The 15,503-nt window shown below is 47.9% G+C and carries 19 protein-coding genes, 2 pseudogenes and 1 riboswitch; of the genes and pseudogenes, 13 read left to right on the top strand and 8 right to left on the bottom strand.

Translation table 11 applies throughout. The annotated features are described in order from the left end of the window. The first annotated feature begins 11 nt into the window (after positions 1 to 11). From K7I13_RS07755 to K7I13_RS07700, 12 genes and pseudogenes are all read left to right on the top strand, one after another. Positions 12 to 596 carry an NfeD family protein gene (locus K7I13_RS07755; protein ID WP_255944703.1) on the top strand — a complete coding sequence of 195 codons (585 nt, stop codon included), beginning with the start codon at positions 12 to 14 and terminating at the stop codon, positions 594 to 596. Further along, positions 487 to 1,410 carry an SPFH domain-containing protein gene (locus K7I13_RS07750; protein ID WP_255944702.1) on the top strand — a complete coding sequence of 308 codons (924 nt, stop codon included), beginning with the start codon at positions 487 to 489 and terminating at the stop codon, positions 1,408 to 1,410. The genes K7I13_RS07755 and K7I13_RS07750 overlap by 110 nt, the downstream gene beginning before the upstream one ends. Further along, positions 1,407 to 2,327, top strand: coding sequence for an SPFH domain-containing protein (locus tag K7I13_RS07745; RefSeq protein ID WP_255944701.1), 921 nt, complete (start codon positions 1,407 to 1,409; stop codon positions 2,325 to 2,327). Before K7I13_RS07750 ends, K7I13_RS07745 begins: the two co-directional genes overlap by 4 nt. A gap of 519 nt (positions 2,328 to 2,846) precedes the next feature. Next, positions 2,847 to 4,682 carry an ABC transporter ATP-binding protein gene (locus tag K7I13_RS07740; RefSeq protein WP_255944700.1) on the top strand — a complete coding sequence of 612 codons (1,836 nt, stop codon included), beginning with the start codon at positions 2,847 to 2,849 and terminating at the stop codon, positions 4,680 to 4,682. Further along, a pseudogene (locus tag K7I13_RS07735) lies at positions 4,682 to 5,478 on the top strand (ABC transporter transmembrane domain-containing protein); the annotation flags it as partial. The gene K7I13_RS07740 and the pseudogene K7I13_RS07735, both read left to right, overlap by 1 nt. After that, positions 5,455 to 6,420, top strand: a complete 966-nt coding sequence (locus K7I13_RS07730) for an ABC transporter ATP-binding protein (RefSeq protein WP_369413736.1) — start codon at positions 5,455 to 5,457, stop codon at positions 6,418 to 6,420. The pseudogene K7I13_RS07735 and the gene K7I13_RS07730, both read left to right, overlap by 24 nt. Positions 6,421 to 6,722: 302 nt before the next feature. Beyond that, a complete protein-coding gene (locus K7I13_RS07725) occupies positions 6,723 to 6,974 on the top strand; it encodes a TM1266 family iron-only hydrogenase system putative regulator (RefSeq protein WP_255944697.1) in 252 nt (83 codons plus the stop codon). Positions 6,975 to 6,982: 8 nt separating this feature from the next. Next, positions 6,983 to 8,515, top strand: a complete 1,533-nt coding sequence (gene hydG, locus K7I13_RS07720; RefSeq protein WP_255944696.1) for a [FeFe] hydrogenase H-cluster radical SAM maturase HydG — start codon at positions 6,983 to 6,985, stop codon at positions 8,513 to 8,515. A gap of 37 nt (positions 8,516 to 8,552) precedes the next feature. Beyond that, entirely contained in the window at positions 8,553 to 9,536 is a 984-nt protein-coding gene (gene hydF, locus K7I13_RS07715; RefSeq protein WP_255944695.1) for a [FeFe] hydrogenase H-cluster maturation GTPase HydF, read from the top strand. 37 nt (positions 9,537 to 9,573) lie between these two features. Next, on the top strand, positions 9,574 to 9,828 hold the full coding sequence (locus K7I13_RS07710; RefSeq protein ID WP_255944694.1) for a hypothetical protein: 255 nt from the start codon (positions 9,574 to 9,576) through the stop codon (positions 9,826 to 9,828). Between the two features lie 183 nt (positions 9,829 to 10,011). Then, positions 10,012 to 10,542 carry a radical SAM protein gene (locus K7I13_RS07705; protein WP_255944693.1) on the top strand — a complete coding sequence of 177 codons (531 nt, stop codon included), beginning with the start codon at positions 10,012 to 10,014 and terminating at the stop codon, positions 10,540 to 10,542. Positions 10,543 to 10,606: 64 nt separating this feature from the next. Further along, the gene (locus tag K7I13_RS07700; protein ID WP_369413658.1) at positions 10,607 to 10,894 is read left to right on the top strand and encodes a hypothetical protein; all 288 of its coding nucleotides are present in this window, start codon (positions 10,607 to 10,609) and stop codon (positions 10,892 to 10,894) included. Positions 10,895 to 11,165: 271 nt separating this feature from the next. On the opposite strand, the gene K7I13_RS15635 is transcribed toward K7I13_RS07700, so the two are convergent. From K7I13_RS15635 to K7I13_RS07665, 8 genes and pseudogenes are all read right to left on the bottom strand, one after another. Further along, on the bottom strand, positions 11,166 to 11,294 hold the full coding sequence (locus K7I13_RS15635; RefSeq protein WP_369413657.1) for a hypothetical protein: 129 nt from the start codon (positions 11,292 to 11,294) through the stop codon (positions 11,166 to 11,168). A gap of 37 nt (positions 11,295 to 11,331) precedes the next feature. Then, positions 11,332 to 11,520 carry a hypothetical protein gene (locus K7I13_RS07695; RefSeq protein ID WP_255944692.1) on the bottom strand — a complete coding sequence of 63 codons (189 nt, stop codon included), beginning with the start codon at positions 11,518 to 11,520 and terminating at the stop codon, positions 11,332 to 11,334. After that, complete coding sequence (locus K7I13_RS07690; protein ID WP_255944691.1) at positions 11,490 to 11,696, bottom strand: HAD hydrolase-like protein; 207 nt, start codon at positions 11,694 to 11,696, stop codon at positions 11,490 to 11,492. Before K7I13_RS07690 ends, K7I13_RS07695 begins: the two co-directional genes overlap by 31 nt. Then, complete coding sequence (locus K7I13_RS07685; protein ID WP_255944690.1) at positions 11,696 to 11,875, bottom strand: manganese efflux pump; 180 nt, start codon at positions 11,873 to 11,875, stop codon at positions 11,696 to 11,698. The genes K7I13_RS07690 and K7I13_RS07685 overlap by 1 nt, the downstream gene beginning before the upstream one ends. Before the next feature lie 79 nt (positions 11,876 to 11,954). Beyond that, positions 11,955 to 12,109, bottom strand: a pseudogene (locus K7I13_RS07680) (manganese efflux pump). Beyond that, positions 12,109 to 12,249: a hypothetical protein gene (locus K7I13_RS07675; RefSeq protein ID WP_255944689.1), complete on the bottom strand. Its 141-nt coding sequence runs from the start codon at positions 12,247 to 12,249 to the stop codon at positions 12,109 to 12,111. Before K7I13_RS07675 ends, K7I13_RS07680 begins: the two are co-directional and overlap by 1 nt. Before the next feature lie 394 nt (positions 12,250 to 12,643). Next, positions 12,644 to 12,796 (bottom strand): hypothetical protein, encoded by a 153-nt coding sequence (locus K7I13_RS07670; protein ID WP_255944688.1) that lies wholly within the window; start codon positions 12,794 to 12,796, stop codon positions 12,644 to 12,646. Positions 12,797 to 13,184: 388 nt separating this feature from the next. Further along, a complete protein-coding gene (locus K7I13_RS07665) occupies positions 13,185 to 13,415 on the bottom strand; it encodes a hypothetical protein (protein WP_255944687.1) in 231 nt (76 codons plus the stop codon). Between the two features lie 483 nt (positions 13,416 to 13,898). After that, positions 13,899 to 13,977: riboswitch (Fluoride riboswitch) on the bottom strand. A gap of 709 nt (positions 13,978 to 14,686) precedes the next feature. Here K7I13_RS07665 and K7I13_RS07660 point away from each other — a divergent pair. Continuing rightward, positions 14,687 to 14,875 carry a hypothetical protein gene (locus tag K7I13_RS07660; protein WP_255944686.1) on the top strand — a complete coding sequence of 63 codons (189 nt, stop codon included), beginning with the start codon at positions 14,687 to 14,689 and terminating at the stop codon, positions 14,873 to 14,875. Positions 14,876 to 15,503: the final 628 nt, after the last annotated feature.

The raw sequence follows: 15,503 nt of genomic DNA, 5'->3' as shown, positions 1-15,503 counted from the left end.
TGGAGGCGAGTATGCTTGATCCCTGGGTTTACTGGGCCATTATCGGTGTCGTGTGTATAGGACTCGAAATGCTGCTGCCCGGATTTGTGATTTTCTTTTTTGGAATGGGAGGTATCGCGACCGCTTTGCTCAGCCTTATTCCCTTTGTTTCCCAATGGCTGTGGCTGCAGGTGCTGATTTTCATTGTAACATCCCTGCTTTCACTCATTTTTTTCCGCAGACATTTTAAACGGATTTTCAGCGGGACTGTTTTTAATCCTTCCAAAAAGAACCCTGAAGAAGTAGGGGCGGGTGAAACCGCGGAGGTCCTTGAAACAGTCGGGCCGGTGCAGGAAGGAAGGATCCGTTTCCAGGGCACTACCTGGAGCGCGCAAAGCAGCAGCGGGACTATTCCAGCCGGCTCTTCCGCCCGGATTGTTGACCGGAAAGGCCTGGTTTATATTGTTGAACCTATTAATTCTGAAATAACGCAGGAAGGAGAAAAGAATGCCCGTAGTTCTGGTATATATTGCTATTGTAGTTTTTGTAATTATCCTGTTCAAAATTGCCGTTGTGGTTCCCGAGCAGGAAAGCTATATCGTGGAACGGCTCGGTAAGTATACCGGGACCCTTACCGCTGGGTTCCATCTGCTTGTTCCGTTTATAGACCGCATAGCGTACAAACAGAACCTGAAGGAAGAGGCTCTGGATGTCGATCCCCAGATATGTATTACTTCGGATAACGTTCAGGTAAAGGTTGACGGGATTCTGTATCTGAGGGTGCTTGACCCGGTAAAAGCGAGTTACGGAATAGAAAATTACCGGTTCGCGGTTACCCAGCTTGCGAAGACCACCATGCGGAGTGAAATCGGAAAAATCGAGCTGGACAAAACCTTCAGCGGACGCGATACGCTGAACATAAATATTGTAAAAGCCCTGGACGAGGCTTCGGACAGCTGGGGAATAAAAGTCACCCGTTATGAAATCCGCGACATTACGCCGACCGATACCATTATTGAGGCAATGGAAAGCCAGATGCGCGCGGAACGGGTAAAACGCGCGAACATCCTTTCGAGCGAGGGGAAAAAACAGTCTCTTATAAATGTCTCTCTGGGTGAAAAACAGGACGCCATAAACCGTTCAATGGGTGAGAAGGAACGCAGAATCAATATTGCGGACGGACGGGCGCAGGCCATTGAAATCACCAGCAAGGCGACCGCGGAAGGCCTGCAGCTTGTTGCCAAAGCCCTTTCACTTCCCGGCGGAAAGACCGCCATGGGGATCCGCCTTGCGGAAAATTATATAGCCCGGTTTTCTGAAACGCTTGCGCAGTGCGATGTTTCCGTATATCCGGAAGAACTCGCGGCTATCGCTTCAATCGCGGATATTTTCCAGAACGCCCAGAAAAATGCTCCCGGAGGTAAAAAATGAACCCGTTTTTTCCGCTTCTTATTGTAGTTGCGATACTCGCGCTTGTATTTATCATAGCGATTTTTAAAAGTATCAGGGTCGTCCCGAACCGGGTGGCCCTTGTCGTTGAACGCCTCGGAAAATATCATAACACCCTTGAGGCAGGCTTCCATATGCTTTTTCCTTTTATTGACCGGGTCCGCTACAAGCAGAACCTGAAGGAGCAGGCCATTGATGTTCCCGCGCAGGACTGTTTTACAAAAGACAATGTCCGCGTCCGGGTTGACGGCGTCCTCTACCTCCAGGTTATGGACCCGAAAAAGGCAAGCTACGGAATCAGGAATTATTCCTACGCGACAGTACTGCTTGCCCAGACAACCATGCGCTCCGTTGTGGGACAGCTCGAGCTCGATAATACCTTTGAGGCCCGTGAGCAGATAAATGCTTTAGTCGTAAAGGCTGTTGATGAGGCGTCCGATCCCTGGGGAATAAAAGTTACCAGGTACGAAATCCAGAACATCAGCGTTTCCCAGTCGATTATGGACGCGATGGAAGCCCAGATGAAGGCTGAACGGGAAAAGCGCGCGGAAATAGCCCGCTCGGTCGGAGAGATGGAAACAAAGATAAATCTTTCCATGGCCGCTTATGAAGAAGCCGTTAACCTGAGTGAGGGTGAAAAAGAACGGATGATTAATGAGGCTGAAGGAAAGGCGAAAGAAATCGTTTCTGTCGCGCGCGCGACCGCCGAAGGTATCCGCAATGTTGCTTCCGCCGTTACCATGGAAGGAGGCGAGGCCGCGGCCAATCTCAGTCTGTCAGAAAACTGGATAGACGCCGTCGGAGGAATTGCCAAAAAGGGGTCCAGAGTTATCCTCAGCGCCGATCTTACCAACCTTACGGAAATTACCGCGAAAGCCGCAAAGATGATAAAAGAGTAAAAAACTCTGTTTATACATATGCCGGGCGCGGACCAAGCTGCCCGGCATATGTATTTTAAAAACCATTCGCAATCTGTATAAATATATTTACTAATACTATTAGATTCTCGCAGGGCGAGATAAATGTGGTAACCTCATGTCTTTTACCTGAATTCATACATAATTGCTCCGGTATCGCATAGCAAATTCAGGGACAGCGGCATAATCTCGGCGGTTCCGGAGCCGGGTTTGCTCCAGAAGTAAAATCACAGAAACAAAAAATCAGTGAAAACGGCAAATCTTAAAACTCACCGCAGTTAATTCCTAAAGCCTGTTATGCGAAGTTTTACCCGGCCTTGTTTAGAAAAACGTTCAGGCTCAAAATGCAATTACATACTTGCATAAAAAACAGGAAGGTGCTATAACTGCTTTAAGTTAGCAAATGCTAACTTAATATACAAAAAGATTCTTATATAGACCGGCCATGCTTCTAATATTACTCCAGATTACGTTTTGGATTATGACCGGCAGGAGGTAATTATGGATACAAAAAAGGAACCTGCCGGCAGGACAGGTTTTTCCCGGCTTATGGAAATTGCCGGAACAAAAAGGGGTCTTCTTACTCTTTCAGGAATTCTGTCTGTTGTAAGCACTGTATTGCAGTTTATTCCTTTTGTGGCGGTATACTTTATTGTTGCCGAGCTGTTCAGGAACGCGGCGTCTCCCGCTTTGATTGATTATGCTGTTATCCGGACCTGGGGCCTGCGGGCAATTATTTCGCTGGCAGCTTCGCTTGTGTTTCTGTATGCCAGTAACATGGCCTCGCATATTTCTGCGTTTAATATTTTATACGAGCTGAGGGTAAAACTTGCCGAACATCTGGCAAAACTTCCTCTGGGATACCATACCCGTCAGTCGACCGGAACAATCAAAAAGATTCTGGAAGTAAGTGTTGAAAAGATCGAAAATTTTGTCGCCCATCAAATTCCTGATCTTGTCGGCGCGGTCGCCCTTCCGGTGATTTTGCTGGCGGCTATGTTTTCACTGGACTGGCGGCTTGCCCTGAGCTGCGGCGTCCCCATTTTATTCGCCTTCTTTTTGCAGAGCTTTGTCTTTCTCGGAAAAAAAGGCCGGCAGATTTATTCACAGTATCATGATTCACTCGAACAGATGAACGCGGCCGGCATCGAGTATGTACGCGGCATGCCCGCCGTAAAGGTGTTCGGACTGTCGGTCCGGAGTTTTCTCAGTTTTCATAACGCAATAATTGAATATAAAGATCTGGCCCTTATGATAACCAAGTGTTACAAAAAATCGTATGTTGTTTTTTTTGTAATGCTGTCTTCCTTGCTCACCTTTATTCTTCCCGTCGGTTTATTTATTCTGAGCGGTAATCCGGAAAACCAGGCCTTTGCCTTTATCCTGCTTCTTTTTCTTGTACTTGCTCCCGGACTTTCCGTTCCCGTGCTTAAACTTTTATATGTGGGCGGAAACATGCGGAATATTTCCGAAGGCGTAGAAAGAATCGACGCCATTTTTTCCCAGCCGCCGGTAAAGGAACCCGCCGTCCCGGTGACGCCGGAAAAATATCCGGTCCGTTTTGACTCAGTCTCTTTTTCCTACGCGGGGAATGATGAGGCGGACAGGGTTGAGGCCCTGTCGGATGTTTCCTTTACTGCTGAGGAAAAAGCAATTACCGCGCTGGTCGGCCCTTCCGGGAGCGGAAAGTCAACTGTCGCGAATCTTATCCCCCGCTTCTGGGATGTCGCATCCGGGGCCATACGCATAGGCGGTGTCGACATCAGGGATATGAAAACCGAAACGCTTATGGACACGGTTTCTTTTGTTTTCCAGGATGTTCATTTGTTCTATGACAGCATTGAGGAAAATATTCGCATGGGTCGCGCATCAGCAGGCAGGGAAGATGTTATTGCGGCGGCCAGGGCGGCATGCTGTCATGAATTCATTGAACAGCTTCCGCAGGGATACCGGACAAAAATCGGCGAAGGCGGAACGTATCTCTCCGGAGGCGAGGCCCAGCGGATTTCAATTGCGCGGGCCATTTTAAAAAACGCGCCTATTCTTGTTCTTGATGAGGCGACCGCTTATGCCGACCCCGAGAATGAGACAAAAATACAGGAAGCGCTGGGCGCTCTTATAAAAGACAAAACGGTTATTATTATCGCCCACCGGCTTTCGACAATCAAAAATGCGGGCAGGATTCTGGTACTGAATAAAGGCCGGATAGTTGAACGCGGTACCCATGAAGAACTTTTGCGGAAAAAAGAACTGTACAGCCGTATGTGGGCCGCCCATATAGATGCGGGCGCGTGGACCCTCAATCAGGGTGAAAAAGACATGGAGGTAACAGCATAATGAAAAAAATGTTTTACAATCTTTCAGGCGGCGATCCAAAAATGCTCTATACAGCCTGCGCCGCTTCAATACTGGACGGAATAGTAAAAATCATTCCGGCCGCCCTTGTTTTTGATATTTTCAATACCATCTATCAGTATTTTGCTGATCCGGCGGTGCCTCTCAATATGACCCGTCTCTGGACTGTATGCGGCCTTCTTTTTCTGCTTTTTGCAGTCCAGCTTTTTACCTATTCTTTTGCCTATGATAAAACATATCTCGCCGCCTATACGGTTTCCGCAAGCGGCCGCATTTCACTTGCGGAACATTTACGCAGACTTTCGCTCGGATTTCTCGGAAGCCGCGACCCCGGCGATCTGACCACAATGATGCTGGGTGATTATGCGAATGTCGAAACATCCATTTCCCATTATGTGCCCCAGATTGTTACCGCTATAGTTTTGCCAGTCGTGGCTTTTGTTTCACTTTTTTTGTCAGCTGGCAAATGGCACTCGCAATGTTTGCCGCCCTTCCGCTCGGTCTTTTAATTGTATGGCTTTCCCAGGGCATTCAGCGCCGTCTCGGGAAAAAGCATATAAAAGCAAAGGTTGACAGCGCGAGCCGGCTGCAGGAATATCTGCTCGGCATGCGTGAAATAAAGGCATACAATTTGAGCGGGGAACGTTTTGTCCGGCTTAAGGAAGCTTTTAAACGCCTGAAAAAAGAGTCCATCCGCATTGAAGGGTTAATAGGTCCTATTTTGATGGTTGCCATAGCAATCCTCCGGTCAGGCATGACCTTTATGATTTTTACCGGGACCTATCTTTTAGCCGGCGGACAGCTGACTCTCCCTGTGTTTCTTCTTTTCCTGCTTATGGGCAACAGAGTGTTTGAACCTCTTACGGTCGCTCTCGTAAACTATGCGGAACTTAATTACTCCGTACTCAGTTCTGAAAGAATTATGGAGATACGCCGGGAAAAACCCCTCCCCGGAGAAAAGAACGCGCCCCCGGGAGCCGGGATAGTTTTCCAGGACGTTACCTTTGCGTATAATTCCGCAGAAGTAATCAGGAACGTGTCCTTCAGTATTCCGGAAAAAAGTATCACCGCCCTTGTGGGGCCGTCCGGAAGCGGAAAATCAACTATTACTCGTCTTATCGCGAGGTTCTGGGATGTCCGGAACGGAAAGATTCTGATGGATAATGAAGATATCAGAGAGATTGATCCTGAAAAACTGCTTTCCAGAATTTCGATGGTTTTCCAGGATGTATATCTTTTCAGGGACACTATCCGCAACAATATCAGAGTCGGAAAGATGAACGCCACTCAGGAAGAAATTGAATGGGCCGCAAAACAGGCCTGCTGTCATGAATTTATTACCGCGCTTCCCCAGGGCTATGACACGCCGGTCGGCGAGGGCGGCTGTACTCTTTCCGGAGGGGAAAAACAGCGTATTTCCATTGCGCGCGCGCTTTTGAAGGATGCCCCGATTGTCCTGCTGGATGAAGCGACCGCTTCTCTTGATCCTGAAAATGAAGTCCAGGTCCAGAAGGCCATAAACGCGCTGGTAAGCCGGAAAACAGTAGTAATTATAGCCCATCGCCTCAAAACCATAAAAGAGGCGGACAATATTATCGTCCTTGATGAGGGCCGCGTTGCCGAGCAGGGAACGCATGAAGCTCTTTTGAAAAACAGGGGACTCTACAGAAACCTCTGGGACCTCCAGCAGGAGTCCGCGGGCTGGACAATGACGGCCTGAAAAAGCTTTTACCGGGAGGAGACATGCGCTCCTCCCTCTTTTTTCAAAAACACTTGATACTTTGGTTTTCCGGCAGTACTATATTAGGGAAGACGTTTCTGCGGTCAGGATCACAGATTCCAAAAACCTGTGTGTCTGAAGCCAAGGGTAAAAAGTTTTTTTAATTTTCAGTTTCCGGATAATATCCGTTTTGACTGAGAGGTCCCGCCTTTTTTTCAGGAAAAACCGGGCTTGCCCTGAAAGACTTTTGGTTTCCCTCCGCAGTTACGCGTATTTCAGCGTATCCGTTAAGGAGGAAACAGATGGAAGAAAGGGCAGTCGGAGTTATCGCGATTATCATCAAAGACAGATCAGAAACCGCCTCAAATGTTAATGAAGTGCTTGCTGCGTTCGGCGATATTATTATCGGCAGAATGGGTATCCCGTACCATGAGCGGGATCTTAATATTATAACGCTGATAGTTGATGCGACAACAGATCAGATAGGCGCCTTTACCGGGAAACTGGGAATGATTCCCGGAGTGACGGCAAAATCAACCCTTGCAAAAATATAGGAGGCAGTATGAAAGATGGCACAGGGACCGGGACTGTTTCGGTAAAGGACTGGGTTAAAGCCCAGATTAAACAGGATGAAATTACTCCCTATCTTGAAAACGGCAGGGATTTTATTGATGATGAAAAAATAGAAACTTCTATCCGTGAAAATGCCGGCGCTGAGGCTGAGCGCATACGCGCTATAATACGAAAAGCCTATGATATAAAACTGATGGACGACGCTGATGTTGCCGCTCTGGTTGGAGTAACGGATCCGGGTCTCAGAAATGAAGTCTTTGAAGCCGCAAAGGAAATCAAGAAGAAGGTATATGATTCCCGCATTGTAACATTCGCTCCACTATATTGCGGCAGCAAATGCGTGAACTCCTGCCGGTACTGCGGGTTCCGTTCCGGAAACGAGGCTATTACCAGGCGGGTTTTAACAATGGACGAAATTGAATCCGAGGCAAGGGTGCTTGCGTCCAGGATCGGACACAAACGGCTTGTTGTCGTATACGGCGAGCATCCCGAAACTGACGCCGACTACATAGCGGAAAGCATGCGCCGCATTTATTCCATAAAGGACAGAGTCCGTAATGGCGTGGGAGAAATCCGCCGGGTAAATGTTAACGCGGCGCCCATGTCCATTGCCGATCTGAAAAAACTCCATGAGGCCGGTATCGGTACCTATCAGGTTTTTCAGGAAACCTACCATCACGATACATACCGGAAAGTCCATCCCGAAAAAACACTTAAGGGAAATTTCCAGTGGCGGCTGTATGCCCTTCACCGGGCAATGGATGCGGGAATAGATGATGTTGCGGTCGGGGCCCTGTTCGGTTTGTCCGACTGGAAATTTGAAGTAATGGGACTGGTCGCCCATGCCCGCGATCTGGAAAAACGTTTCGGGCTCGGGCCCCATACGGTTTCCGTACCCCGACTTGAACCTGCGGCCGACACCGATTTTTCCTGGGTCGAGAACAGGGTCAGCGATGATGATTTCCACTATCTTGTTGCCGTGCTCAGGCTCGCAATTCCATATGCCGGCCTTATAGTCACAAACCGTGAATCTCCGGAAATGATCCGTTCTCTTATGGATATTATTACCCAGCGGGACGCGGACACCCGGGTAGGAATAGGTTCCTATACCGACGCCTTCTCTGATGAAAATTCCGATATGCAGGAAGAAGAAAGACAGCAGTTTATCCTTGGCGATACCAGGAGTCTGGACGCGATAATCCGCGAGCTTGCCGAACATGGACATATTGTTTCTTTTTGTACCGCAGGATACCGGTGCGGCCGGACAGGCAAGAAAATAATGACCCTGCTTGAAAGCGGAAGGGAAGGGTGTTTCTGCAAACTGAACGCTGTTCTTACCTTTCAGGAATGGCTTGAAGATTTCGCTTCTCCGGAAACAAAAAAAATCGGCGACGAAATGATCCGCACTGAAATTGATGAAATAAAGGCCCGGGTTCCCGCTGACTTTTCGCAGGCTGTTTTCGATCATTTTACGGCGGCCTATGAAAAAATAAAGGCCGGAGAACGGGACCTGTATTTTTAATACGGGCGGGTGAATTTACAAGGACGGGATACTGACAATGATGACTGCACCAAAAGCGCTGCGTCTGCACATAGGCCTCTTCGGCCGGGCAAATACCGGCAAGTCAAGTTTTCTCAATATGGTGACAGGACAGGACACTTCAATTGTTTCTCCGGTTCCGGGGACAACGACCGATTCGGTTATCAAAAGCATGGAACTCCTGCCGCTGGGGCCGGTTACCTTTCTTGATACCGCCGGCATTGATGATGAATCCGAACTGGGAGAACAGCGTATCGCAAAAACATTCAGGGCCCTGGCGTCTTCCGATATTGCCCTGCTGATACTTGAAAGCGGAATCTGGACAGAATATGAACAGACTATAGCGGATGAATGCGGCCGCACAAAAACCCCTCTGATTCTGGTTATAAACAAAACCGATATACATCCTGTCCAAACGGACTGGTCTGACAGCCTGGCCTATCCGTATATGCAGTGCTCGGCTTCCCGCTGTATGCGGTATCATGATGAGCGGGAAGCCTGTATGCTGGAACTCAAACGCCTGCTCCTTTCAGCCTGCCCCGAAAATTTTCTGGACCCGCCGGCAATTCTCGGCGACCTGATTCCGCGGACAGGTTCTCTGCCTGTTGTTGTCATGATTGTGCCGATTGATATTCAGGCCCCGAAGGGAAGACTTATTCTTCCGCAGGTCCAGGCCATACGGGACGCGCTTGATTATAACGCTTCGGTCTGTGTAGTCAGGGAAACGGACTATCCCGCCTTTCTCGGCCGGCTTGCGTCGCCGCCTGATCTGGTTATCTGTGATTCACAGGCCGCCGGTCTGATGGTTCAAAATACCCCGGCGGATATTCCCTGTACGACCTTTTCAATTCTTTTTTCGCGCTACAAGGGTGATATTACCGCGATGGCCAGGGGCGCGGCAGTTTTGACCTCTCTGCGGCCCGGCGACAGAATTCTTATTGCAGAAGCCTGCACACATCACGCCCTTGAAGATGATATAGGACGCGTTAAAATTCCCGGCTGATCAGACAGTTTACCGGATATGATCTTTCCATTGATCATTGCGCCGGAAAGATTACCCCTCAGACCTCTCCGGCTACCGGCTCATCATTCATTGCGGCGCCTGTACCCTGACCCGCCGCGAAATGCTCTGGCGTATTGAGCGGGCTGCCGCGGCAGGGATACCCGTTACAAATTACGGAATGGCTATTTCAGTTCTGAAAGGGGTCGCGGAGAGAACTCTTTCACCCTTTCCTTCGGCTCTGGAAGCCTACAGGACTGAAACATCCTGTAAAAACCGGGAAGCGGTTACATGATACGTGCAGAATACCGTGACACGCTGGACCGCATAACCGGATATGGACTGTTCCGAAAAAAAACAGGTTCTCCTTATCCGACAGGGAACAGATAATCCGGGACCTTACCTTTATTCTCGGTTCGGACAGCCAAGAGGAAATGGAACAGCTTTTTTCCGAAGCGGCAAAAACAAGGGATGAAGAATGCGGAAAACGTCTGATCGTGCGGGGCTGGTTGAATTTTCCAGCCGGTGCGGAAATACCTGCCGGTATTGCGGACTCACCGGGGCAATAAAAAGCACAGCGTTACCGGCTGGCCTGGATGAATTACTCGGGAGCGTCGCTGATATTTACCGGGCCGGACTCCGTTCCGTTGTTCTCCAGTCAGGCGAAGACGGCCTTGCCCCTGAATGGCTTGCCGAAATTATACAATACATAAAACGCAATTATGAAATGGCGGTCACGCTTTCAGTCGGGGAAAGAAGCCCTGAAGATTATCTGCTATGGAAAAATGCGGGCGCGGACCGGTATCTTCTGAGAATCGAAAGCTCCGATGCTTTCCTGTATGAATCACTGCACAGCGGGAGGCGTGTTGAAACGAGAATACGCTGTCTTGAAGATCTCAGAAGGCTGGGGTATCAGACCGGCAGCGGAATGATGGTTGGTGTAAAGAACCAGAATATTATACACATAGCAAAAGATATATTTTTTTCTCCGATTTTGATTTTGACATGATAGGAATAGGACCTTTATTCCTCATCCCGATACTCCTCTCGGAAAGGAACTTCCCGGAGATGTAATGCTTACGCTCAGGACTGTGGCCCTTACGCGCCTGATGAACAGGAATGCCCTGATGCCCGCGACCACCGCTCTCGGAAGTATGGACAGGGATTACAGGGCCGACGCGCTCGCCGCCGGCGCGAATGTTATAATGCCGAATTTTACTCCGGTACAGTTCAGGGAAAAATATGAAATATATCCTGACAAGCATTGTTTTTCGGAAAGCGTTTCCTCAGGGATCCCGGAATGGATGAACTCGCGCCCTGTCCGGGCTGGTTCCCGATACTTCCCGCGCCGACTCGTTTAAAACAAAAAAAGTTATTCGAGGCGAGGGTTTAACACCTCGCTGCTCTGCGGCGGTTTTTATAACAACCTATAAAAACGTTAGTTATTATAGGTTCCATGATATTAAACCCGTGACCAACTCCACGGGAGAGAAAAATACCCCGCTGCTCTGCGGCGAGGGTATTTTATTCCGAAACAAATCATAAAGTCCTGCAATTGTTTTGCAGATAAAAGTGGGCTTTCATTTTCCAGCTCGGTTATGCTCCCGTAGCCATATTCCACCGCGATGGAATCTATACGTTTTCCCGCGCTCCGATAATATCATATTTCCGGTCGCCTACCATAACTGTTTCGGTTTTGAAAGTGTATAGGTACTTAACACATAACTGATAACATCTTCTTTTTGCTTCTTGAACCGTCAAGATTGCTCCGGTTACCCCGTCAAAATATTTCAGGATTTCAAAATGTTCCAGAATTTTCCGGCGTAAACTTCCGGTTTTGAAGTTGCAAGTATAATGGTTTTATTCCGGTCTTTGAGCAGTCTGAGAATATCTTCAATGCCGTCATATAATTTATTTTCAAAATACCCCGGTCTGAAAAATATTCCCGGTAGTAGCTTACTGCCTTTTTTGTTGCGTCTTCATCCATTCCGTACATTTCCGAAAAGAATTTTCCAGCGGCGGTCCGATCACGAGAGACAGTTTTTCCCTGTCTGTTTCCGTTATTCCGAATTTTCCGAGCGCATATGTAAATGAATTTGTGATACCCGTATAGGGATCAGTCAGTGTGCCGTCAAGGTCAAAAAGTATATTTTCGTATTTCATCAAACCTCCCTCAGATGGTCAAAAAGAATTTTCAGTCCAACCAGAATCAGAATTATTCCTCCCGCGAATTCCGCCTTTGATTTAAAGCGTGTGCCGAACAGGTTGCCGATTTTTACTCCGGCCATTGAAAAGACAAGCGTTGTAATGCCGATGCAGGCCACGGCAAAAACAATATTCACTTTCAGAAACGCGAAGGATATACCATTGCCAGCGCGTCAATACTGGTCGCTACTGCCAAAGTGAGCATGTTGGTAAATTTCATTGATACCGCGGCGCTGTTGCAGTCCTCTTTGAAAAACTTTCAAAAATCATTTTTCCGCCGATAATGGCAAGAAGTAAAAATGCAATCCAGTGGTCATAGGCTGTAATCATATCAGCGAAGTGCGACCCGAGAAAAAACCGATAAGAGGCATCAGCATCTGGAAGACTCCGAAGTATAACCCGCAGTCAGTGATTTTCCGAAACCGGCTTTTTCGTGCGACAGACCTATACAAATTGATACGGCGAAGGCATCCATTGATAATCCCATAGCGATAACAATTAATTCGATCAATCCCATTTGTATCCTTAACATAAAAACCATAGCCAACTATATGCGGGTAAAATAAAAAAACCGCATATACCTTAATTGAACGGCATACACGGTTTGTTTCAGAACCCATGTATACGCTTTTGCAAGTGATACATGAGTCTCGCCTTTTAATCCAAGCCAGGTCACACAGAAAATTCCGCCGGACCAGTATGTTGACTTGTTACGCAGTTTCGCGCTGACTACTCCCTCATTTCTGTAATGATTTTATCATACTACCTGAGGTTTTTGTCAAGTAAAATATGTCAGGAGTTTCATTTAAAATGATACAAGAGCGATTCAAAATGTCAGATTTTGAGTCGGCTCTTGTCAAAAAAGATAGCGCTGCTTCCATGTTCCGCTGAATACGGGTGTCATGTTATTCAGCGGGAACTTCAACAGTTAATAGATGTCGGCCGAAAAAACGTATTCCCAACAGTCCCAGAGGAGCGGTAAAAATAATGGCGACCACCGCTATGGCAAGAATAGTCTTTCCTTCGGCAAGCCCTGCTGAAAGGGCGGCGCCGCCCAAGGCGGCTTGTACGGTCGCTTTGGGATATAGGCAATCATGCAGAATATTCTCTCTTTCAGTGTGAAGCCGGAGAATGCCGTTGCAATAAAAACTCCCGCAGCCCGGGCGAGCAGACCGAGGCTGATAACAGCGACCCCCTTCAGCCCGCGCCCATAATCACTGAAACATCCATGGAATATCCTATCAGCACAAAAAGGATAATCTCTGTAAATATCCAGAGTTTGGACATTTTCCTGACAATTCGCGGGCCGCGGTTTCATTCCGCTCCAGAATGATAAAGCCGGCAGCCATAACTCCCAGGAGGGCCGCGAAATGCAGCGCACCCCCAAGCTGAACCAGAAGAATTCCGGAAACAAGTGTAATCAGCATCTTGTCCGTGGCCCGGATATTACGGGAGCAGCGGGAGAAAGGAAAGAAAGGATAAATCCCAGTACAATACCACTTCCGCTCCCGCCAGCAGGGAACGGGATAGCCGCAACTGCAGAAACAATGTCGGCGGGCCCGGCCTGAGCCATATAAGAAAACTGAAAGAATGTGATTGCGAACACATCATCGATAGAAGCCCGGCGATAATCAGGGAAGAAACTTCATGATACCCTTTTTCTTTCAGGTCCAGCATGGAGGAACTACAATGGCCGGGGATACCGCGGCCAGCATAAACCCTGTAAGTCCGGCGACAGTCCGGCTGAACCCGAAGAATATCCGGATCAGTCCATCAGAGCAAGCCTTCTGTCAGGCAGGAACAAAACCATCAGCAAAGCGCCGGGACCGATCTTTTTCAAGGTTTTCTTTTCGACACCAAGACCGGCGCGGAGGAGAATAACAATAAGCGCGAAGATTTCAGAAAAGGTGCAAGCTCCCACAGTATGGGGGATGTGCGGCGGCCCAGAAAAGCTGAGCAAAAATCCCGAAAGCGACCATTCCTAAAAGCGGGGGCAGGCGCATCTTGGAAAAATTTTTCCCGAGGCCCAGCCTCCGCCAGAATAACAGCGAAAACCAGATTAATTCCCAATTCCATACAATTTCTCCCATGATCAAGATGGGGATTGATTGAGAAGTAATTCTTTTGTGTTAATTGATTGCACATATTACCCCTGCAATAATCCTTGCAGGAGTCATCAGCTTCAGACAGGCAGTTGGAATAATGTGTATTCCGGGCGAACTCCATCGCCTGAGTAAATGTATCAAAAGAAATTTTACTGTCAACAGAAAGGGGCAGAAAAAATCCGGAAAGCGGGGTAGTTCATGCGGCAGGAAATATATACGCCCTGATTTGTTCTATCTTCTTCTGCTGTCTCTGCCTGATGAAATGACCCGTCCAGCCGACTGCCGCGCAGCGGTCGTACAATTGTTCAGGGGTTGCTTCGCCAAGAGAATATTTTCTCCAGGTTCCTTTCCGGAAAGGACCTGATAAGCCTTTTTACAGCTTCCGCTTCGGCCCTGTTGACTGACGACCATCTCTGAATGGTTTGGTACTTACACCCGCCCTTCTTGCGAGTGTTTCATGTGTTTCACCCGGATAAATTAATTTATACTCCTGATAACATCTCCGCGTTTGAGCAGATTCTCTCTGATTCCTCACCGCAAAAATAGGGTTGAAAGTAACTTTCATTCCAGATCCTCCATACATATACATATACTATGTACTATATATGTAATATTGTCAAGAGGCTGTTTTATCAAACCGGAGAATACTTTTGTTTGGGCCGCTATTATTATAGTATACTGTATAACAAAGGAGATTCATATCGTGATGAAAATTCCTGCCGGAACAATACTTTATCAGCTTTTCTGTTTCTTTTCCTGCGCTTCCTCATCTGATCCTGTTTCAAAGCCCGAGCCCGGCCGCTTGATCTTTCCGGAATACACCGGAAAATCCCGGTTTCTTCGGTGACCGTTCTGGTCAGCTCCGCGGTTGACAGTGAAAAAAACGGAGAGGATTTCATGAGGCCGTTTTTCAGGAATGATCTGTCCGCGATAAACAGGGTGATTTATGACAGGCATGCTATCAGACTTGACGAGGAACAGTTTATAAAGGATTTTACTTCAGACAGTTCTGATATTACATTTCCACATTGATTCAGGAAGCGGCGGCAAAATGCATAAATACTCATGGGATCCGGTTCCCATACGGAATCCGGGCCCGGCTGAATTGCCTTTTGCGGCCCGGGAAGACGGCAGCATTCCACTTTTAGTTACCATAGAAAAGATGATCCAGAATACGAACCGGGTTATTCGGCGTATTTTATAATACCATTATGGTTCGGAAGAGAATAAAGCAGGACCCCTGATATGCCATGGAACGGGCCCCACGTAACCGGACGCTGACCGTTTCCGGTCAGGAATATAACTGTATAAAAAGAAACTCGTAACCCTGACCGCTCTGGCAGGATTTGAAGATATTGTAAATACTACCATACACGCGGATATTACCTCCGCCGCGGAATTGCTGCCTCCGGCTGTACTGATCTGCTTATCGCGGATCCTCCTTATAATCTTTCAAAAAATTTCAGCGGTCTGCAGTTTTCAGAAAAACAGGATGAAGAATATTTCCGGTATACAGAGGACTGGCTTCTGAAGTCCTTCCCTTACTCAAACAAACTGCCTCCGTGTATATCTGCTGTGACTGGAAATCTTCACCGGTCATTTATGCAGTCATGAAAAAACATCTGAAAATCAGGAACCGAATAACCTGGCAGCGGGAAAA

The sequence above is a fragment of the Brucepastera parasyntrophica genome (assembly GCF_022376835.1).
Lineage (GTDB): Bacteria > Spirochaetota > Spirochaetia > Treponematales > Treponemataceae > Brucepastera > Brucepastera parasyntrophica.
This window is presented reverse-complemented; position numbering and strand designations above follow the sequence as displayed.

Bases quoted from the DNA above. Each gene is read 5' to 3' on its own strand.
- K7I13_RS07745 (WP_255944701.1), top strand. From the start codon at position 1,407: ATGAACCCGTTTTTTCCGCTTCTTATTGTAGTTGCGATACTCGCGCTT.
- hydF (WP_255944695.1), top strand. From the start codon at position 8,553: ATGATGACTGCACCAAAAGCGCTGCGTCTGCACATAGGCCTCTTCGGC.
- K7I13_RS07750 (WP_255944702.1), top strand. From the start codon at position 487: ATGCCCGTAGTTCTGGTATATATTGCTATTGTAGTTTTTGTAATTATC.
- K7I13_RS07695 (WP_255944692.1), bottom strand. From the start codon at position 11,520: ATGGATGAAGACGCAACAAAAAAGGCAGTAAGCTACTACCGGGAATAT.
- K7I13_RS07705 (WP_255944693.1), top strand. From the start codon at position 10,012: ATGCGGAAAACGTCTGATCGTGCGGGGCTGGTTGAATTTTCCAGCCGG.
- K7I13_RS07755 (WP_255944703.1), top strand. From the start codon at position 12: ATGCTTGATCCCTGGGTTTACTGGGCCATTATCGGTGTCGTGTGTATA.
- K7I13_RS07665 (WP_255944687.1), bottom strand. From the start codon at position 13,415: ATGCTGGACCTGAAAGAAAAAGGGTATCATGAAGTTTCTTCCCTGATT.
- K7I13_RS07690 (WP_255944691.1), bottom strand. From the start codon at position 11,696: ATGAAATACGAAAATATACTTTTTGACCTTGACGGCACACTGACTGAT.
- hydG (WP_255944696.1), top strand. From the start codon at position 6,983: ATGAAAGATGGCACAGGGACCGGGACTGTTTCGGTAAAGGACTGGGTT.
- K7I13_RS07700 (WP_369413658.1), top strand. From the start codon at position 10,607: ATGCTTACGCTCAGGACTGTGGCCCTTACGCGCCTGATGAACAGGAAT.
- K7I13_RS07740 (WP_255944700.1), top strand. From the start codon at position 2,847: ATGGATACAAAAAAGGAACCTGCCGGCAGGACAGGTTTTTCCCGGCTT.
- K7I13_RS07730 (WP_369413736.1), top strand. From the start codon at position 5,455: ATGACCTTTATGATTTTTACCGGGACCTATCTTTTAGCCGGCGGACAG.
- K7I13_RS07725 (WP_255944697.1), top strand. From the start codon at position 6,723: ATGGAAGAAAGGGCAGTCGGAGTTATCGCGATTATCATCAAAGACAGA.